Raw genomic sequence first — 17734 nt, 5'->3', positions numbered from 1 at the left:
CCCATGCCCCTGGAGTTGGTGACCGAGCGGATCGTGATGACGCCGCTGCCCTCGGCGACCGTCGTGCTGCTGCGCGATGGGCCTGCCGGCCTCGAAGTGTTCCTGCTGCGGCGCCACGGCCAGTCGGACGTGCTCGGGGGCGCCTACGTGTTCCCCGGCGGCAAGGTCGATGCCGAAGACGCCGAATGGGCGCAGCAGACCGATCTCGCGCCCGAACGGATGCACGCGCTGCTGGGCGAACCCGAGATGCAGCCGCCGGCCGCCGCCACCCTGTTCGTCGCCGCCATCCGCGAGGTGTTCGAGGAAGCCGGCGTGCTGTTCGCCAACATCACCCCGCAAGCGGCGCGCGACGCCTGGGACACGCTGCGCAGCGGCCCGCGCTTCGGCGAGCTGCTGGCCGGCCGCGGCATCGTGCTGGCCGCCAGCCAGCTGCAGCCCTGGTCACGCTGGATCACGCCGGAGCGGCCCAGCGTCGGCCGCAAGCGCTTCGACACGCGCTTCTTCGTGGCCGCGGTGCCGCCCGGCCAGGAGGCCGCGCACGACACCATCGAAGCCACCGAGAGCGTGTGGTTGCCGCCCCGCACGGCGCTGCAGCAGTACTGGGACGGCGCCATCGACCTCGCGCCGCCGCAGATCATGAGCCTCGCCCACCTGGCGCGGCACGCCAGCGTCGCCAGCGTGCTGCAGCAGGCGCGCGATCGCACGCCGCCCTGCATCCGGCCGATGCCGCTCGACATCGAGGGCGTGCGCACCTTGTGCTATCCCGGCGACCCCGGCCACAGCGACCGCCTGCAGGTGCTGCCCGGTCCCACCCGCCTGCACTATCGCAACAAGCGCTTCGAACCGGACGCCGGCCTCGCCATCCTCCTGGGCGACTGACGCCGCACAGCGCCGCAAGCCTACAGTCGCTGGCGCCGCGCACCTGCGCGACAGCATCTCGCGCGCGGCTTCAATCTCCCTGAAAGCCAGTCGGTCACCGCGCTACAAAGACAGGGATCGGACTCTTCCGCTTCCGCAGGCGATGAGCGAGACCATTGTCCAGTGGGCCGGCTGGCTTCCTGCGGTGCCGCGCACGTGTCCCTCGCCTCCCGGTGGCCTCGGCCTACAGGGCCGGACAGCGGCAAGACCTTAACCTTGTTGCCAGAGCAGACATACCAGGAGGTCCGAGATGAGCCCGCTGATGATGCGGTTCTTCACGCTGGTCGGCATTGCACTGGCGGCCGCCAGCATGCAGCTGAAGGCCCGGGCCGACCAGCCCGGGCAGCCGCACCAGGTGCAGGCCACCACCGTTTCCTACCTGCGCTGAGTCCATGATGGAATCCAGCCCCCTTGCCCGCCCCGGGCAGCGGCAGGGCGGCGCCATGGCCTGGGCCCTGACGCTCGCGCTGGTCCTCGGTGGCGGCGTCTACGCGTCCGGCCATGGTTCGCCGTCGCAGGAGCAGGTGGATCCGGCGGTGCGCCAGGTCGTCGAAAGCCAGTTGCAGGCCTTCGCCGCCGACGACGCCGGCAAGGCCTTCGCGCTGACCGACCCGGCGCTGCGCACCCGCTTCGGCGGCGATGCCGAGACCTTCCTCGCCACGGTGCGCTCGCAGTACCCCATGGTGCTGCGGCCCGCCAGCGTGCTGTTCCTGAAGCCGGCGAGCGACGGCACGATCGCGCTGCAGAAGGTGCGGATCACCGACACCGAAGGCTCGAACTGGGTGCTGACCTACCTGCTGAACCGGCAGCAGGACCACCAGTGGCGCATCGCCGGCACCATCATCGAACCGGAGGGCGCGCAGGTCATCGCCTGACGCCCGTCGCCCCGCCCACGACAAAAGGCCCGCATGCGCGGGCCTTTGTTCTTGCTGCGAGGACGCGGGTCAGTTGCGGTCGGTCTTGGCCGCGTGCTTCTTGTGCTTCTTGCTGGTGTGCTTGGTCATGGACTTCGAGCCCATGCTGTCGCTGCTGGCCATCGTGGTGGACGAACCCGCGCTGGCGCCGGCCGTCGTGGAAGCCGCGGTGCTGGCGCTGCCCGTCCCCATCGTGCCCTGCGCCATCGCGCCGCCGTTGCCCGGCGTGCCCGTCGTCCCCATGGGGGTGTTCTGGCTGCTGCGCTGGCCGGCGCCCTGCGCGGGGTTGGCGACCGACGGATTGGGCGGCGTGCCCTGGGCGAAGGCCAGGGAAGCGGTGGCCGCGGCGGCGACGACCAGGGCTTTGAGCGTGGTGGACATGCGTGTTCTCCTGTAGCTTTGACTGTGATGTTTCCGGCGGATCGCCGGTATCCCTAGCGTGGAGAAACGCCGAGGCGCGCTGGGTCAGCGGCCCGCGCGGGCCGCTGTCGGACGCAGCCGATCCCCGTGCCTACGCTGCCGGCAGCAGCGAAGCGAGCGGGCGCGTTTCCGGCAGCACGTAGACGACGCTGCGCGCCTTGCCCAGCACCGGGTGCACGACGCGCTCGTAGAAGTCCACGGGCACCACCACACAGCCCCAGGACACGCGCTTGTCCGCCGGGTTCGCGCTGGCGAGGCGATCGGCGCGCATCTTCCAGGTGCGCCCCGGGCGCACGCGGTGGATGGCGAAGGCGCTTTCGTAGTCGACCCAGACGATGGGCTCGCCCTTGTCGTTGCGGCCCGGCGCGGCTTCGAAGCGGCCGGCCGGCGTGGTGCGTTCGGCCACCGGCACGTGGCCGGTCTGGGCATGGGCGCCGACTTCCGGCGCGATGTCGTCGCCGACCGCCTGGCCCAGCAGGGCCGAGGTCTCGCCGACCAGGCGCCCATTGGCGCCGAACACATAGAGTCTCGCGTGGAGTTTGTCGACGACGGCGAAGGGCCGCCCCCGGTTGTCGTCGCTGCGCTTGACCCAGGCGATGACGCGTTGCGCTTCCGCCGAAACTTCCCGCGCGCCGGCAGCCGCCGCCGCGCAAACCAATGCCGTACCCACGGCTGCGAGGCGCAGCCACCGGCTTCCAGTGCGCATGTCCGAGTCCCCTGCGAGCCTCGTGGCTCGTCAGGGGCGGATGCTAGCACTGCGTTGGCGGCTGGCTCAGCTTCGCGGAGTGAAAGCGCTAATGCAGGATTATTTGTGCAGCGCGACCTGCTGCAGCCCCTGCTGCTGCCCCGTGACGTCATAGGCGCCGAACACCTGCTGCGCCGTCTTCACCTCGGGCAGCACGTAGATGATGGCGCCGTACTTGTGGACCATCGGGCTCAAGGTGTCTTCGTAGAAGCTCACCGGCAGGTTGATGCAGCCGAAGGAGATGCGGTTGTCCTCGATGGTGCGGCTGGCCAGGCGCTCCAGGCGGCGCTCGGACGCCACCAGCGGGCGGATGCGGTGCATCGAGACGGCAGCGTTGTAGTCGACCCAGACGACGTCTTCGCCACCCGAATTGCGGCCCGGTTCGGCGACGAAGCGGCCGGCCGGCGTCGTCTTCTCGTATTCCTTGACCTGGTTCAGCGGCTTGTCGCCGACGCCCGGATAGGTGTCGTCGCCGTGTGCCGCGCCCAGCAGCGCCGGGGCGCTGTCTTTCAGCTTGCCGTCGGGCCCGAACACGTAGACGCGGGCATCGGCCTTGTCGACGATCACGAAGGCGTGCTTCTTGAAGTCGCCGGTGTAGACCGCCCAGTTGGCGACCTGGCGCGCTTCCGCGGAAGGATCTTCGCCGCTGAAGTCGGCCAACCGCAGCCCGCCCTTGCCGGGGCCCGGAACGTCAGGCGGCGCGGCGGGCGCGCGCTGCACGCTCGCCTGCTGCTGCTCCTGGGCGTGCTTGTTCTTCATGATGCGCAGCGGCGGCACGATCAGCACCAGCAAGGCCAGGCCGACCAGCGCGCCCTTGCGCAGCGAGTCGAAGAACTCGGAGGACTTCCGTTCGGGGGCTTCGGGCTTGGACATCGCCGGACGCTTCAACCCAGCTGCGCCGGCGGCGGGGAGGTTTCGTCGCGCCACCAGTCGATCTGCAGCGCGGGGTCGGCGCATTCGCAGCCAAGCGCGTAGTCGAAGTCGGTTTCCGGCACCGCGGCCATCAGCAGCGCGGGGGGAACGCCGGCACCGGCCGGCTCGTTGGGTTGCAGTTCAGGCATGGCGACTCTCCCTCTCGATGGAGAGCATTGTTCCGGGCCACCCCCCATCCGTCCTATCCGCGCAAGACGCAAGGCAGCGTAGGAAGCGCCCTACGCATGAGTCAAATACCTAGGTGATTGCCCGGAGAGGGTGCCGGGTTCAGGCCTGCGCGGGCCGCTTGCCACGCAGCTTCATCGCCAGCGCGTAACCGGCCACGAGCACCACGCCGGCGACGACGCCGGTGGCGGCGTGCAGCAGCAAGGTCGTGAGGGTTCCGACGGCGCCGCCGCCATCGGCCAGCGTCTCGGTCCAGTGTTCCAGCGGCGGAATGCCGTGCGCAAGGATGCTGCCGCCCACCAGGAACATGGCCACGGTGCCGGCCACCGACAGGAATTTCATCAACCAGGGCGCTGCCCACAGGATGGCGCGGCCCGTGGCCTGGGCGGGCGCGCTGGCGCGCCTGGCCAGGAAGGCCCCGAAGTCGTCCAGCTTCACGATGGCGCCCACCAGTCCGTAGACGCCGGCGGTCATGATCACCGCGATGCCGCACAGCACCGCGACGCGCGTGACGAAGTCCGCGCCCGCGACCGAGCCGAGCGTGATGACGATGATCTCCGCCGACAGGATGAAATCGGTGCGGATCGCGCCCTTGATCTTGTCGCGCTCCATGGCGCCGATGTCCACCTGCGGGTTGGCGCTGGCCTCCAGCAGTTCCTCGTGGTGCGCCTCGTCTTCGTCCTTGCTGTGGAGCAGCCGGTGCGCCACCTTCTCCATCGCCTCGAAGCAGAGGAAGGCGCCGCCCAGCATCAGCAGCGGCGTCACCGCCCAGGGCGCGACGGCGCTGATGGCCAGGGCGGCGGGCACGAGGATGGCCTTGTTGACCAGCGAGCCCTTGGCCACCGCCCACACCACCGGCAGCTCGCGCTGCGGCGACACGCCGGTGACCTGCTGCGCGTTCAGCGCGAGGTCGTCGCCCAGCACGCCGGCCGTCTTCTTGGCGGCAAGCTTGGTGAGCAGGGCGACGTCGTCCAGCAGCGTGGCGATGTCGTCGAGGAGCGCGAGAAGGCTGGAGGCCATCCGCCGATTATCATGAAGAGATGCCAGATAGTGGGGCGCCGTCGCCCGTCCACCAGGCGGAGCTGCGCCCTTCCGGCCGGCGTTTCGCCGCGCCTGCGAACCTGCCGCTGCTGCAGGCCGCCGCGGCTGCCGGCATCGCGATGGAGAGTTCGTGCCGCAACGGCACCTGCCGCACCTGCCTGCGCCCGCTGCTGGCGGGCCGCGTGCATTACCGCATCCCCTGGCCCGGGCTGCTGCCCGAAGAAAAGCAAAGCGGCGCCTGGGTGCTGCCCTGCGTCGCCTTTCCCCTCACCGACGTGGTGCTGGGGGATCAATAATTGCCCGTGCGGTACGGGCTGCGCGGCACGTACTTGTGCTCGCCGTCGGGAATGGGCTCCGCCTTCGGGTCCGGCCGGTGCTGGACCGCGTTGGTGCCCTCATCCCCTTGCGCCTGCCGACGCCGCGGACGATTCGCGTCATCACCTTGCTGCTTCGGCTTGCTGGAACGTCGGTAGAGGTTCATGCAGCCACCTTAGGCAGCGCGTGCAAGGGCTGCTGTAGGACGAGGACGAACCGCGTGTCCGCCGCCGGCCGACTGTGCCGGGTCAACCTGCCAACAATGGCATAGTCCGGCGATGCGCGGCAAGTTCATGCTTTTGGTTCTGGTTGCCGTGGCCGCCGGGGCGGTCGCGGCGCCTGCGCCCTTCGAGGACACCATGGGCCAGCGCACGCTGGCCTGCACCAGTTGCCACGGCCGCGAAGGCCGCGCCGGCCCGGACGGTTACTACCCGCGCATCGCGGGCAAGCCGGCGGGCTACCTTTACAACCAGTTGCTGAACTTCCGCGAGGGCCGCCGCCATTACGGCCTGATGGCGGGCCTGCTCGATCCGCTGTCGAACGAGTACCTGGCGCAGATCGCCCATTACTTCGCGCAGCTCGACCTGCCCTACCCGCCGCCGCAGCGCGTCGACGAAGCGCCCGAGGTCCTCCAGCGCGGTCGCGCGATCGCCACCAACGGCGACGCGGAGCGCAACCTGCCGGCTTGCGCGCACTGCCATGGCCACGCGCTGACCGGCGTGCAGCCCAACGTGCCGGGCCTGCTTGGACTCTCGCGCGACTACCTCAACGCGCAGCTGGGCGCCTGGCGCACCGGGCAGCGGCGCGCGCATGCGCCCGATTGCATGGCGGAGATCGCGCGGCGGCTCTCGCCCGAAGACCTGGGCGCGGTGACCGCCTTCCTCGCCAGCGAAGCCCTGCCGGCCAACCCGAGGCCGGTGGCCGAAGCCGTCAGCGCCCCCGCGCCGGCCGCGACCCGCCACAAGGGCCGCAAGGCCGCTCCGCCACCGCCGCCCGCGCCCGAGCCGCCGCCCATGCGCTGCGGCTCCGCGCCGCTGCCGGCCGCGGCTGGAGGCCGCCCATGATCCGGCGGCTGCTGTGGGCGCTGCTCGCGCTGCTGCTGCTGGCGGCGGCGCTGGTGTGGGCCTGGAACTTCTGGGGCACGCCCAGCCTCGACGAATCCCCGCCGACCACGCCGCCCAACAGCGACCAGGTCGCGCGCGGCGCCTATCTCGCGCGCGTGGGCAACTGCATGCTGTGCCACACCGAGCGCGGCGGCACACCTTACGCAGGCGGCCGGGCCATCGAGACGCCGTTCGGCACCGTCTATTCGAGCAACATCACGCCCGACGCCGCCACCGGCATCGGCGGCTGGTCGGCCGGCTACTTCCGGCGCGCGCTGCAGGAAGGCCGTTCGCGCGATGGCCGCCTGCTGTACCCGGCCTTCCCCTACCCGCACATGACGCTGGTGACAGCCAATGACGCCGATGCGCTGTTCGACTACCTGCGCAGCCTGCCGCCGGCCAACAAGCCGAACCGCGCGCACCGGCTGCGCTGGCCTTACAGCACGCAGGCAGCGCTGGCTGTCTGGCGGGTGCTGTACTTCCGGCCGGAGAAATTCGAGGAAGACGCGACCCACACGCCGGAATGGAACCGCGGCGCCTATCTCGTGCGCGGCCTGGCCCACTGCGGCGCCTGCCACACCGCGCGCAACGCGCTGGGCGGCAGCAGCGACCTCACCGACCTGTCGGGCGGCCTGATCCCGATGCAGAACTGGTATGCGCCCTCGCTGTCCTCGGCCAGCGAGGCCGGCACCGCCGATTGGCCGCTGGCCGAGATCGAGCAGCTGCTGTCCACCGGCATCGCGCCGCGCGCGACCACCTCGGGCCCGATGGCCGAAGTGGTGCTGAACAGCCTGCAATACCTGGAGCCGGGCGACATCCGCGCGATGGCGGTGTACCTGAAAAGCCTGCCGCCCACGCCGGGCGATACGGATCCGCTGGAAGTGCGCAATCCGACGGACCAGGTGCTGTCGCGCGGCAGCAAGATCTACAAGGACCGCTGCATCGAGTGCCACGGCGACCGCGGCCAGGGCGTGCCCAACGCCTATCCCGCACTGGCCCGAAACCGGCAGGTGACGCTGCCCGTGACGGCCAACCTGGTGCAGGTGGTGCTGCATGGCGGCTTCGCGCCGGCCACGCGCCGCAATCCGAAGCCCTTCGGCATGCCGCCGTTTGCCACGCAGCTGTCGGATGCGGACGTGGCCGCGGTCCTCAGCTACGTGCGCGCCTCCTGGGGCAACCGCGCTTCGCCGGTTTCGGAGTTCGAAGTGGCCCAACAGCGCAGCAGCGCGCGCCCATAATGCAGGCCATGCCGCTGCGACGCGTCGACCTTCCCCCGGACGTGCCCGGCCAGCTGTGGCTGGGCGCCATGCCGGGCCGCTTCGAGGCCTGGTCCTCGTTCGAGAACCAGGCCGAGCGCAACCGGCTGGGGCTGGTGGTTTGCCTGACGCCGCGCGCCGAGCTGTCGGAGCTCTCGCCGGACTACCACGCGGCCGTGGTCGCCGGCCGCCTGCCCTTTCGCTGGCAGCTGGCGCCGATGCGCAACTTCGGCCTGCCGGAAGACCCGGCGGCCTTCCGCCGCGACATCAACTCGATCGCCGAAGGCCTGCGCAAGGGCGACTCGGTGATGCTGCATTGCGCCGCCGGCATGGGCCGCACCGGCACCGCCGCCGCCTGCGTTCTCAAGGCGCTGGGCTATTCCGCCGCCGACGCCTTGCAGCGCGTGCGCGACGCCGGCTCGAACCCGCAGAACGCGGAGCAGTCTGGGCTCGTCGACTGGTTCTGAAGGCAGGACTGCCGGACGCAAAAGGCGCAAAGGTTACGCAAAAGACGCAAAAGAACAGCCAATTGGATTGGATTCTTTTGCGCACTTTGGCGGATTTTTTTGCGACCTTTGCGTCCGGAAGTCCGTCCGCCTTCAATGCGCGAACGGATTCGCGAAAGTGAACATCATCGCCACGCCGACGCCGATCAGGAAGTTGGCGTCGATGAGGCCGGCCAGCAGGAACATCTTGGTCTGCAGCTCGTTCATCAGTTCGGGCTGCCGCACCGCGCCGTCGATGAAGCGGCCGCCCATGGTGCCGATGCCGAGGCAGGCGCCGATCGCGCCCAGGCCGATGATGAGACCGCATGCAATCGCGACCAGTCCGACGTCTGTCATTGGGAAGCTCCTGAAGTGATGCCTGCATGGTGCAGGCCCGGCTTCACGAAGGCGATGACGCGGGAGGTAATGGGGCGATGCGCTGCCCGGCGACGGCGGCCAGCGCTTGCGCGCTGACGCGCTCCGGCGCGATCTCCGCCAGAGGCTGCAACACGAAGGCGCGCTCCAGCATGCGCGGATGCGGCACCGTCAGCCGCGGGCTGTCGATGCGCGCGTCGCCATAGAGCAGCAGGTCGAGGTCCAGCGTGCGCGGCGCATTGCGGTACGGGCGCTCGCGCCCCGCCTCGTTCTCCAGCGTTTGCAGGGCCGCAAGAAGCGCGCAGGCATCGAGCCGCGTCTCCACCGCCGCCACCGCATTCACGTAGTCCGGGCCGCCGGCATCCACCGGCGCCGAGCCGTAGAAGCGCGAGCAGCGCAGCACGCGAGTGTGCGGCAGCTGCGCGATGCCCTGCAACGCGCGCTGCAAGGCCGGTACCGGCTCGCCGAGGTTGGCGCCCAGCCCCACCCAGGCGGTGACCGGTTCGCGCATGGAGATCAGGACGCGCGGTCGCCGGCCTGGTCGCCGCCACCCGCACCGGCGGGCTTGCGGCGGCGGCGCCGGCGCTTGCGCGGCGCGTCGCCGCTGCCCTCGCCTTCGGCGGCCGCCGTTTCCGGCTGCGCGCCGGATGCTTCCGCCGGCGGCGCCGGAGGCCGCGGCGCGCGCACGCGGCGCTGGCCCTTCTGCTGCTCGTCGCGCAGCTGCATCACCAGGTCCTCGCGGACGGTGTCGCTCGCCAGGCTGAATTCCTGCCACCAGTCGGCCAGCACCACGTCGACCTCGCCGACGTCGGCGCGCAGGCGCATGAAGTCGAAGGCGGCGCGGAAGCGCGGCTGCTCCACCAGGCTGAAGGGCGTGGTGCCGGTGCGCTTCTCGAAACGCGGCTGCATCATCCAGATCTCGCGCATGTCGGCGCCCAGCTTGCCGCGGCCCGAGATGTCGCCGATGCGCGCATCGAACACTTCGTCGATCGCTTCCTGCAGCGCCGGGAAAGGATGCTGCTTGCGCGCCAGGCGCTGCGACCAGCCGTCGCGCACGTCGGCCCACAGCACGCTGGCCAGCAGGAAGCTGGCAGCCACCGGCTTGCCCTCGCCCACGCGGCGGTCGGTGTCCTGCAGCGCGGCGCGCACGAAGGGTTGCGCGGCGCGCTCGACGATCAGGTCCAGCAGCGGATAGATGCCACGGGCCATGCCCAGCGTCTTCAGCTGCTCGATCGTGGCGATCGCGTGGCCCGTCTGCAGCAGCTTCAGCATCTCGTCGAACAGGCGGCTTTGCGGCACGTCGGCGAGCAGCGGCAGGTTGGGCAGCAGCGCCGCCTTGCTCTTGGCCTCGAACTTGAAGCCCAGCGCGGCCAGCTTGGCCGAGAAGCGCACGGCGCGGATGATGCGCACGGGGTCTTCGCGGTAGCGGGCCGCCGGGTCGCCGATCATGCGCAGCGTGTGCTTCTTGGCGTCCTGGATGCCCTTGTGGTAATCGACCACGATGCGGCGCTCGGGGTCGTAGTACATGGCGTTGATGGTGAAGTCGCGGCGCGCCGCGTCTTCTTCCTGCGGGCCCCAGACGTTGTCGCGCAGCACCCGCCCGCTCGCGTCCACCGCGTGCTTCATGCCGGCCAGCTCGTTCTTGCTGGTGCGCTCGTTGCCGCTCACCGCCTCGGCGGCGGCGGAGTCGAGGTTGGCGCGGAAGGTCGAGACCTCGATCACCTCGTGTTCGCGCCCGCGGCCGTAGACCACGTGCACGATGCGGAAGCGCCGGCCGATGATGAAGGCGCGGCGGAACAGGCCCTTCACCTGCTCCGGCGTGGCGCTGGTGGCCACGTCGAAGTCCTTGGGCCGCAGCCCCAGCAACAGGTCGCGCACGGCCCCGCCCACGATGTAGGCCTCGAAGCCGGCTTCCTTGAGCGTGTGCACCACGTTGAGGGCGCGCTCATCGACCAGGGTGGGATCGATGCCGTGCTCCTCGGGCCCCACTTCCTGGCGCTTGCCGAACTTGGGTTTGGCGCCGCCGCCGAGCAGATTGGCGATGAATTTCTTGATCATTGGAACAGGTCGAGTATGCGCCAACCGCGCTCCAGGGCGATGGGACGCAGCCGCGCGTCCGGATTGGTCGCCACCGGGTGGTCGACCTGCTCCAGCAGCGGCAGGTCGTTGGTGGAATCGGAATAGAAGGTGGTTTCGACATCGAGCCAGTCCAGGCCGCGCTGCTTGAGCCAGGCCTCGACGCGGACGACCTTGCCTTCCCGCATGGACGGGACGCCGGCGATCTCGCCGGTGATCCAGCCGTCCTTGCCGCGCTCCAGCTGGACGGCGATCAGCTCCGGCACGCCGAAAGCGGCGGCGATCGGGGCCGTCACCAGCTCGTTGGTGGCGGTGACGATGGCGACCAGGTCGCCGGCCTGCTGGTGCTCCCGCACCAGCTCCATGGCATCGGGGCGCAGCGGCAGGATCCAGTCTTGCATGAAGCGCTGGTGCGCCTCGCGATAGGCAGCCTCGCCGCGCTCGCGCATGGCCTCGACGGCGAAACGCACGTAGTCGTGGATGTCCAGCGTGCCGGCCACGTAGTGGGCGTAGAACTCGTCGTTGCGGCGCTTGAACCGGACCGGGTCGGTCCAGCCGATCTGCTGGGTGAACTCACCCCAGCTGTAATCGGAATCCAGCGGCAGCAGCGTGTGGTCCAGGTCGAACAATGCGACCTTGGGTTTGCTCATTCGTTCTCCAACATGGAACGGATCAGGGGGATGGTGATGGCCCGCTGGGTCTGCAGCGCGTAGGCGTCCAGGTGGTCCAGCAGTTGCAGCAGGCTGTCCAGGTCGCGCGAGAAGCGGGACAGGATGAAATCCATCACCTCGTCGCTCAGGAAGACGCCGCGGGCGTCGGCGGCCTGCCGCAGCACGGCGCGCCGCTCCGGCTCGCTCAGCACCTGCAGCTGGAACACGTGGCCCCAGCCCAGGCGGGTGCGCAGGTCTTCGCGCAGCTGCAGCTGGGCCGGCGGCAACAGGCCGGCGGCCAGCACGCCGCGCTGCAGGGCCTGCGCCTGCACGAAATACGAAAAGGCGGCGTGCTGCTGCACGGCCGAATAGAGGTGGACTTCGTCCATCAGCACCACCGCCCAGCGTTCGTCGAAGGGCGGCGGCTCCGCCATGGAGGGGTCGAGCCAGCCGACGAGGGCGCCTGCTTCGCGCAGGCTGGCTTCCACCGCCCGCAGCAGGTGCGTCTTGCCGCTGCCGGAGGCGCCCCAGAGGTAGGTGGGCACCGGCGAGCGGGTGGGACTGCCCACCCAGAGCTGCAGGTGTTTCCAGGCGGCCTCGTTGGGGCCGGCCAGGAAACCCGCCAGGCTGGGCGCGCGGGCGAGTCCGATATCGAGGGCAAGCTGCTTCACGGGAAGGAGGAGGGGCAGAAGCCGGGCGCATGGACCCGGCCAAGTAAAATCGACCGCAAATTCTATCGGCCGGCGCTACCCGGGCTCGGCTCACCCCAACTCCATGAACTCCACCCCCCTCTCCTACAAGGACGCGGGCGTCGACATCGACGCCGGCGACGCCCTGGTCGAACGCATCAAGCCGCTGGCGAAAAAGACCATGCGCGAAGGCGTCCTGGCCGGCATCGGCGGCTTCGGCGCCCTGTTCGAGGTGCCCAAGCGCTACCAGGAGCCGGTGCTGGTGAGCGGCACCGACGGCGTGGGCACCAAGCTGAAGCTGGCCTTCGAGTGGAACATGCATTCCACGGTGGGCATCGACCTGGTGGCCATGAGCGTCAACGACGTGCTGGTGCAGGGCGCCGAGCCGCTGTTCTTCCTGGATTATTTCGCCTGCGGCAAGCTGGACGTGGACACCGCCGCCGCCGTGGTGGGCGGCATCGCCCGCGGCTGCGAGCTGAGCGGCTGCGCCCTGATCGGCGGCGAAACCGCTGAAATGCCGGGCATGTACCCGGCCGGTGAATATGACCTGGCCGGTTTCGCGGTCGGCGCCGTCGAAAAGTCCAAGATCCTGACCGGCCGCGATGTCCAGGCAGGCGACGTGGTGCTGGGCTTGGCGTCCAGCGGCGTGCATTCCAACGGCTTCTCCTTGGTGCGCAAGTGCATCGAGCGCGCCGGCGCCCAGCTGCCGGCCACCCTGGACGGCAAGCCCTTCCGCGAAGCCGTGATGGAGCCGACCCGCCTGTACGTGAAGCCGGTGCTGGCCGCGCTGGCGCAGCACGCCGGCATCAAGGCCCTGGCCCACATCACCGGCGGCGGCCTGCTGGAGAACATCCCCCGCGTGCTGCCGGACGGCCTGGCCGCCCAGCTGCGCAAGGGCAGCTGGCCCCAGACCGAGCTCTTCGCCTGGCTGCAGAAGACGGCCGCCATCGACGATTTCGAGATGAACCGGACCTTCAACAACGGTATCGGCATGGTCGTCGTGGTGGCGCCCGCGGAAGCGCAGGCGGTTGCGGACACGCTGCGCGCCCAGGGCGAACAGGTGCACGACATCGGCCGGATCGCGCCGCGCGGCGACGGCGCCCAGGTCACGGTCGGCTGACCCTCCGATGCAGCAGCGCGCCGCGGCGAAGTTGCCCGCGGGCGTCTGGGCGCTGGGCTTCACCAGCCTGCTGATGGACGTCTCCTCGGAGCTGATCCACAGCCTGCTGCCCGTCTTCCTCGTCACCACGCTCGGCGCCAGCATGGTCACGGTGGGCCTGCTGGAAGGCGCCGCCGAGGCCACGGCGCTGGTGGTGAAGGTCTTTTCCGGGGTCTGGAGCGACTGGATCGGCCGGCGCAAGCCGCTGGCCTTGCTCGGTTACGGGCTGGCCGCCGTCACCAAGCCCCTGTTCGCGCTGGCCACAGGCACCGGCATGGTGGTCGCCGCGCGGCTGATCGACCGCGTCGGCAAGGGCATCCGCGGCGCGCCGCGCGATGCGATGGTGGCCGACTTCGTGCCGGCCGAACAACGCGGCGCCGCCTACGGCCTGCGACAGGCGCTGGACACGGTGGGCGCCTTCACCGGCCCGCTGCTGGCGATCGCCTTCATGCTGCTGTGGGCCGACAACATCCGGCTGGTGTTCTGGATTGCGGTGGTGCCGGCCTTCCTGTCGGTGGCGGTGCTGCTGGCCGGCGTCCACGAGCCGCCGTCGTCGCAGCGGCAGCAACGCGGCAACCCGATCTCGCGCGAGAACCTGCGCCTGCTGCCGCCGGCCTTCTGGTGGGTGGCGGCGGTCGGCGCGCTGTTCACGCTGGCGCGCTTCAGCGAAGCCTTCCTGGTGCTGCGGGCGCAGCAGGGCGGCCTGGCGCTGCACTGGGTGCCGCTGGTGCTGATCGTCATGAACGTCGTCTATGCGCTGGGTGCCTATCCGCTGGGCAAGCTCGCCGACAGCATGAGCCATCGCGGCCTGCTCGCCACCGGCCTGGTGGTGCTGGTCGCGGCCGACCTGCTGCTGGCGTCCGCCAACCACGGCGGGTTGCTGTGGAGCGGCATCGCGCTATGGGGCCTGCACATGGCGATGACCCAGGGCCTGCTGGCCACGATGGTCGCCGACACTGCGCCGGCGCAACTGCGCGGGACCGCCTTCGGCATGTTCAACCTGGCGAGCGGCATCGCCTTGCTGCTGGCGAGCGGGCTCGCCGGATGGCTGTGGGAACACGTTGGAGCTCCCAGCACTTTCCTCGCCGGAGCGGGGCTGAGCGTGGCGACGCTGCTGCTCCTGGCCTTCCGGCGCATGTCCTAAACTGATCGACGCCGGTCCGGTGCCGGACTGGCGCGCCGGCCGCTTCCGGGGAAGAATTCGTCCCGTCATCCACTTCCAAGGTCGCGAGGGCCCCATGAAAAGCTGTCTGCTTCTGATCGATGTGCAGGAATCCTTCCGGCACCGTCCCTACTTCCGGGCGGAAGCCCTGCCCGCCTACCTCGAGAAGCAGAACGCATTGATCGCGGCCTGCCAGCAGGCCGGCGTGCCGATCGTGCGCATCCTGCACAGCGACGGCCCGGCCGTCCCCGGCAATCCCTTCGCCATGGAGTCCGGCCACGTCCGGCCGATGGAAGGCCTGGCGGCGGTCGAACCGGCAGCCACCTTCGTCAAGCGCCGCCATAGCGCGCTGGTCGGCACCGGCCTGGACGTCTGGCTCACGCAGAACAACATCGGCCGGCTGATCGTGAGCGGCATCCGCACCGAGCAATGCTGCGAGACGACCACCCGCCACGCGTCCGACCTGGGCTGGCAGGTGGACTTCGTGACCGAGGCCACCCACAGCTTCGACATGCAGCACGAAGACGGCTCGCCGCTGACGGTGGCCATGCTCCAGGCCCGCACGGCGGCGGTGCTGAAGGACCGCTTTGCCCGCATCTGCACGGTGGCCCAGGTGGCCGACCGGCTCGTGACCGAGGCTCAATGACGGAAGTGCTGTTCCTGCTGCTCCCCGGCGCCCTGGTCCTGGACTGGGCCGGGCCGGCGGAGGCGCTGCGCATCGCCAACCAGGTGCTGGCCGCGCGCGGCCAGCCGCCGCGGTTCAAGCTGCGCTACGTGGGGCCGCAGGACAGCATGCCGACTTCGGTCGGCCTTCCGGTCGCCGGCGTGGAGCCGCTGCCGGCGCACGTGGCGGACGGCAGCTGGCTGGTGCTGGTGGGCCTGGCCGGAAAGACGGTGGACGTGTCGGCGCCGCCGGCCCGCGCCGCGATCCGCTGGCTGGCCGGCTTGCAGGAAGCGCTGCCGCGCATCCGGCTGGTCACCATCTGCGCCGGCGCGCTGCTCGCCGCCCATGCCGGCCTGCTGCAGGGACGGCGCGCCACCACCCACCACCAACACCTGGAGGAACTGCGCAGCGTCGCGCCCGGCTGCGAGGTGGTGTCCAACCGCGTGTTCGTGCTCGATGGCGGCGTGGCGTCCAGCGCCGGCATCACGACCGGCATCGACCTCGCCCTGCACCTGGTCGCCGAAAGCTGCGGCCCGGCGGTGGCGGCGGAAGTGGCCCAGACCATGGTGGTGGCGCTGCGGCGCGGGCCGAACGACCCGGAGCTGTCGCCCTTCCTGGCCTATCGCAGCCATATCCACCCGGTGTTGCACCGTGTGCAGGACGCCATCGGCGCCGAGCCCCAGGCGGAATGGAGCGTGCCGCGCATGGCGCGCATCGGCCACACCTCGCCGCGGCACCTGACGCGCCTGTTCCTGGAACACGCGGGGGTGGCGCCACTGCAATACCTTCGTCGTATCCGCCTGTCGCTGGCGGAGGCGGCGCTGGCCGCCGGGCGCAACGTCACGCAGGCGGCCGAAGTGGCCGGTTTCAGCTCCGACACCCAGCTGCGCCGCGCCTGGCGGCAGTTCGGGCTGGCGGGAACGCCTTCCGTTGGCGTTGCAACGCTACAAAACTTCTAGCAGATAAGCCCTTCGCTGCTGGACGGCTGAGCCGAATCGGTCCATAGTGGGCTGCTCGTTGGGAGGGGAACTGTCATGCCCGTCGTCGCCGTCGTCAACCGCAAGGGAGGAAGCGGCAAGAGCACCTTCGCGGCCCATGTCGCTGCCTGGTGCGCCCGCCAGGGCCATTCCGTCATGCTGGGGGACATCGATCGCCAGCAGTCCAGCCGCGGCTGGCTGCGCCGGCGCGATCCGTCGCTGCCCGGCATCGCGCCCTGGGCCATCGACCAGAAGAACGTGCTGCGGGTGCCCACCGGCATCACGCACGTGGTCCTCGACACGCCGGGTGGCTTGCACGGCTTCGAACTCGCGCGCATCGTGATGTTCGCCGATGCCATCATCCTGCCGGTCTGCCCGTCCCTCTTCGACCGCGAGTCCGCCGCCGCCTGCCATGCGGAGCTGATGACGCTGCCGCGCACGGCCAAGGGCCAGTGCAAGCTGGCCGCCATCGGCATGCGCGTGGACGGCCGCACCAACGCCGGCGAAGTGCTGAAGGACTGGGCGCAGCAGCGCAACCTGGAAATGCCGGGGCTGTTGCGCGAGACGCAGAACTACGTGCGTTGCCTCGAACGCGGGCTGACCCTGTTCGACCTGCAACCGAGCCAGGTCGCCACCGACCTGGCGCAGTGGAAGACTATCCTCGACTGGCTCAAGCCGGTGCTGAACCCGCCGCCGGTGGTGAAGGAAACCCCGCGCGAGATCCTGAAAGCGCAGCCGCCGAGCCGATTGGCGGGCGTGCTGGCCGGAGCGAGGCCGCTCAATTCCGGAGTGCTGTCCCGCGCGGCCTAGTGCTTCGCGCGGCGCAGGTCCGCGACCCGATCCGCGATCGCGTCGATGTCCAGCGCGTCCTGCGCGTGGACCAGGTAAGTCTCGAGGTCGTCCACCGCCATCTCGGTGTGGCCCTGCTCCGCATGCGCGAGGCCGCGGTCGCGGTACTCGGCCCAGGCGTCGGGCAGCAGCACCAGCAGGCGGTTCTGCACGGCGATCAAGCGCTGCCAGTCCTCCTGCGCACGATGGATCTCCTTCAGGTTGCGCAGCATGCGCGCCAGGATGTCGCGCGGCGGCGCGGCCTGCAGGTAGAGGCCCAGCGGCACCTCGAATTCATCGACCAGCCCGCTGCGCCGCTTGTACGGCTCCAGCCGTTCCGACAGTTCCTCGCGTGACAGCGACTGGCCCGTGAACGGGTCGATCACCACCTGCCCCTTCGGCAGGTTCACCTTCACCATGAAGTGGCCGGGGAAGCAGACGCCGCGGGCATGCAGGCCGATGCCCTGGGCCAGCTCGATCCAGAGGACGGCCAGCGAGATCTGGATGCCGCGCCGCGTGCGCAGCACCACGTTCAGGTAGCTGTTGTCCGGGTCGCAGTAGTCGTTGACGTTGCCGCCGAAACTGAGGTCGCGGAAGAAGAACTGGTTCAGCGTGCGCAGGCGCTGGAGGGCGGCAGCATCGGCGGGGATGCGGCGCTTCAGGCGGGCCAGCAGCTGGTCGACGTCGCCGAGGACCACCTGCAGGTCGAGATCGGGGTATTCATCCTGGGCCACGCTGGCCGCGGCTTCGAGCAAGGGGAAGTGCTCGTCGCTCTGCACCAGCATCCGGAAATACTCCAGAGCCGTCGGCGCTGCGAATTGCATGGTCATGCGTTCTTTTTAATGGACGGGCCAATGAG

24 protein-coding genes are annotated in these 17734 nt (G+C 70.1%); 12 read left to right on the top strand and 12 right to left on the bottom strand.

Annotation, left to right across the window (positions count from 1 at the left end; genetic code table 11):
* The first annotated feature begins 3 nt into the window (after window positions 1-3).
* The 3 genes from HHL11_RS14475 to HHL11_RS14465 all read left to right on the top strand — a co-directional run bounded on the left by HHL11_RS14475 (window position 4) and on the right by HHL11_RS14465 (window position 1793).
* Window positions 4-879 (top strand): NUDIX hydrolase, encoded by an 876-nt coding sequence (locus tag HHL11_RS14475; RefSeq protein WP_169419054.1) that lies wholly within the window; start codon window positions 4-6, stop codon window positions 877-879.
* Window positions 880-1168: 289 nt separating this feature from the next.
* Window positions 1169-1306 (top strand): hypothetical protein, encoded by a 138-nt coding sequence (locus tag HHL11_RS14470; protein ID WP_169419053.1) that lies wholly within the window; start codon window positions 1169-1171, stop codon window positions 1304-1306.
* 4 nt (window positions 1307-1310) lie between these two features.
* Entirely contained in the window at window positions 1311-1793 is a 483-nt protein-coding gene (locus HHL11_RS14465; protein ID WP_169419052.1) for a DUF4864 domain-containing protein, read from the top strand.
* A gap of 69 nt (window positions 1794-1862) precedes the next feature.
* On the opposite strand, the gene HHL11_RS14460 is transcribed toward HHL11_RS14465, so the two are convergent.
* The 5 genes from HHL11_RS14460 to HHL11_RS14440 all read right to left on the bottom strand — a co-directional run bounded on the left by HHL11_RS14460 (window position 1863) and on the right by HHL11_RS14440 (window position 5115).
* Complete coding sequence (locus tag HHL11_RS14460) at window positions 1863-2213, bottom strand: proteophosphoglycan ppg4 (protein ID WP_205964280.1); 351 nt, start codon at window positions 2211-2213, stop codon at window positions 1863-1865.
* Window positions 2214-2343: 130 nt separating this feature from the next.
* Window positions 2344-2958 carry a L,D-transpeptidase gene (locus HHL11_RS14455; protein WP_169419051.1) on the bottom strand — a complete coding sequence of 205 codons (615 nt, stop codon included), beginning with the start codon at window positions 2956-2958 and terminating at the stop codon, window positions 2344-2346.
* A 99-nt stretch (window positions 2959-3057) separates the two neighbouring features.
* Complete coding sequence (locus HHL11_RS14450) at window positions 3058-3870, bottom strand: hypothetical protein (RefSeq protein ID WP_240980076.1); 813 nt, start codon at window positions 3868-3870, stop codon at window positions 3058-3060.
* 11 nt (window positions 3871-3881) lie between these two features.
* Entirely contained in the window at window positions 3882-4058 is a 177-nt protein-coding gene (locus tag HHL11_RS14445; RefSeq protein ID WP_169419050.1) for a hypothetical protein, read from the bottom strand.
* Between the two features lie 139 nt (window positions 4059-4197).
* Entirely contained in the window at window positions 4198-5115 is a 918-nt protein-coding gene (locus HHL11_RS14440; RefSeq protein WP_169419049.1) for a DUF808 domain-containing protein, read from the bottom strand.
* 20 nt (window positions 5116-5135) lie between these two features.
* Here HHL11_RS14440 and HHL11_RS14435 point away from each other — a divergent pair, with 20 nt between their 5' ends.
* A complete protein-coding gene (locus HHL11_RS14435) occupies window positions 5136-5432 on the top strand; it encodes a 2Fe-2S iron-sulfur cluster-binding protein (protein ID WP_169419048.1) in 297 nt (98 codons plus the stop codon).
* Here HHL11_RS14435 and HHL11_RS14430 read toward each other — a convergent pair.
* Window positions 5426-5617: a hypothetical protein gene (locus HHL11_RS14430; RefSeq protein ID WP_169419047.1), complete on the bottom strand. Its 192-nt coding sequence runs from the start codon at window positions 5615-5617 to the stop codon at window positions 5426-5428. The genes HHL11_RS14435 and HHL11_RS14430 overlap by 7 nt on opposite strands.
* Before the next feature lie 127 nt (window positions 5618-5744).
* Here HHL11_RS14430 and HHL11_RS14425 point away from each other — a divergent pair, with 127 nt between their 5' ends.
* From HHL11_RS14425 to HHL11_RS14415, 3 genes are read left to right on the top strand one after another with little or no spacing between them, the layout of a single operon-like run.
* A complete protein-coding gene (locus tag HHL11_RS14425) occupies window positions 5745-6515 on the top strand; it encodes a c-type cytochrome (RefSeq protein ID WP_240980075.1) in 771 nt (256 codons plus the stop codon).
* Entirely contained in the window at window positions 6512-7792 is a 1281-nt protein-coding gene (locus HHL11_RS14420; protein WP_205964279.1) for a c-type cytochrome, read from the top strand. The genes HHL11_RS14425 and HHL11_RS14420 overlap by 4 nt, the downstream gene beginning before the upstream one ends.
* An 8-nt stretch (window positions 7793-7800) precedes the next feature.
* Complete coding sequence (locus HHL11_RS14415; protein ID WP_169419045.1) at window positions 7801-8277, top strand: protein-tyrosine phosphatase family protein; 477 nt, start codon at window positions 7801-7803, stop codon at window positions 8275-8277.
* 132 nt (window positions 8278-8409) lie between these two features.
* Here HHL11_RS14415 and atpE read toward each other — a convergent pair whose 3' ends face one another.
* From atpE to hda, 5 genes are read right to left on the bottom strand one after another with little or no spacing between them, the layout of a single operon-like run.
* Window positions 8410-8652, bottom strand: a complete 243-nt coding sequence (atpE, locus tag HHL11_RS14410; protein ID WP_169419044.1) for a F0F1 ATP synthase subunit C — start codon at window positions 8650-8652, stop codon at window positions 8410-8412.
* Between the two features lie 43 nt (window positions 8653-8695).
* Window positions 8696-9181 (bottom strand): 2-amino-4-hydroxy-6-hydroxymethyldihydropteridine diphosphokinase, encoded by a 486-nt coding sequence (gene folK / locus HHL11_RS14405; protein WP_169419043.1) that lies wholly within the window; start codon window positions 9179-9181, stop codon window positions 8696-8698.
* Between the two features lie 5 nt (window positions 9182-9186).
* A complete protein-coding gene (pcnB, locus tag HHL11_RS14400) occupies window positions 9187-10728 on the bottom strand; it encodes a polynucleotide adenylyltransferase PcnB (protein WP_169419042.1) in 1542 nt (513 codons plus the stop codon).
* Entirely contained in the window at window positions 10725-11396 is a 672-nt protein-coding gene (locus HHL11_RS14395; RefSeq protein WP_169419041.1) for an HAD family hydrolase, read from the bottom strand. Before HHL11_RS14395 ends, pcnB begins: the two co-directional genes overlap by 4 nt.
* Window positions 11393-12067 (bottom strand): DnaA regulatory inactivator Hda, encoded by a 675-nt coding sequence (gene hda / locus HHL11_RS14390; RefSeq protein ID WP_169419040.1) that lies wholly within the window; start codon window positions 12065-12067, stop codon window positions 11393-11395. Before hda ends, HHL11_RS14395 begins: the two co-directional genes overlap by 4 nt.
* 103 nt (window positions 12068-12170) lie before the next feature.
* Between hda and purM the strand changes: the two genes are divergently transcribed.
* The 5 genes from purM to HHL11_RS14365 all read left to right on the top strand — a co-directional run bounded on the left by purM (window position 12171) and on the right by HHL11_RS14365 (window position 16857).
* Window positions 12171-13205: a phosphoribosylformylglycinamidine cyclo-ligase gene (gene purM / locus HHL11_RS14385; RefSeq protein WP_169419039.1), complete on the top strand. Its 1035-nt coding sequence runs from the start codon at window positions 12171-12173 to the stop codon at window positions 13203-13205.
* Between the two features lie 7 nt (window positions 13206-13212).
* Entirely contained in the window at window positions 13213-14388 is a 1176-nt protein-coding gene (locus tag HHL11_RS14380; protein WP_169419038.1) for an MFS transporter, read from the top strand.
* Window positions 14389-14482: 94 nt separating this feature from the next.
* Window positions 14483-15052, top strand: coding sequence for an isochorismatase family protein (locus HHL11_RS14375; RefSeq protein WP_169419037.1), 570 nt, complete (start codon window positions 14483-14485; stop codon window positions 15050-15052).
* Window positions 15049-16029, top strand: coding sequence for a GlxA family transcriptional regulator (locus HHL11_RS14370; RefSeq protein WP_169419036.1), 981 nt, complete (start codon window positions 15049-15051; stop codon window positions 16027-16029). Before HHL11_RS14375 ends, HHL11_RS14370 begins: the two co-directional genes overlap by 4 nt.
* 75 nt (window positions 16030-16104) lie before the next feature.
* Window positions 16105-16857, top strand: a complete 753-nt coding sequence (locus tag HHL11_RS14365; protein WP_169419035.1) for a ParA family protein — start codon at window positions 16105-16107, stop codon at window positions 16855-16857.
* On the opposite strand, the gene HHL11_RS14360 is transcribed toward HHL11_RS14365, so the two are convergent.
* A complete protein-coding gene (locus HHL11_RS14360) occupies window positions 16854-17705 on the bottom strand; it encodes a SirB1 family protein (protein WP_169419034.1) in 852 nt (283 codons plus the stop codon). The two genes, HHL11_RS14365 and HHL11_RS14360, sit on opposite strands and share 4 nt — an antisense overlap.
* Window positions 17706-17734: the final 29 nt, after the last annotated feature.

This window comes from Ramlibacter agri, from assembly GCF_012927085.1.
GTDB classification, from domain to species: domain Bacteria; phylum Pseudomonadota; class Gammaproteobacteria; order Burkholderiales; family Burkholderiaceae_C; genus Ramlibacter; species Ramlibacter agri.
Note: the sequence above shows the minus strand (reverse complement) of the source record. Positions and strands in the feature narration are given on the sequence as shown.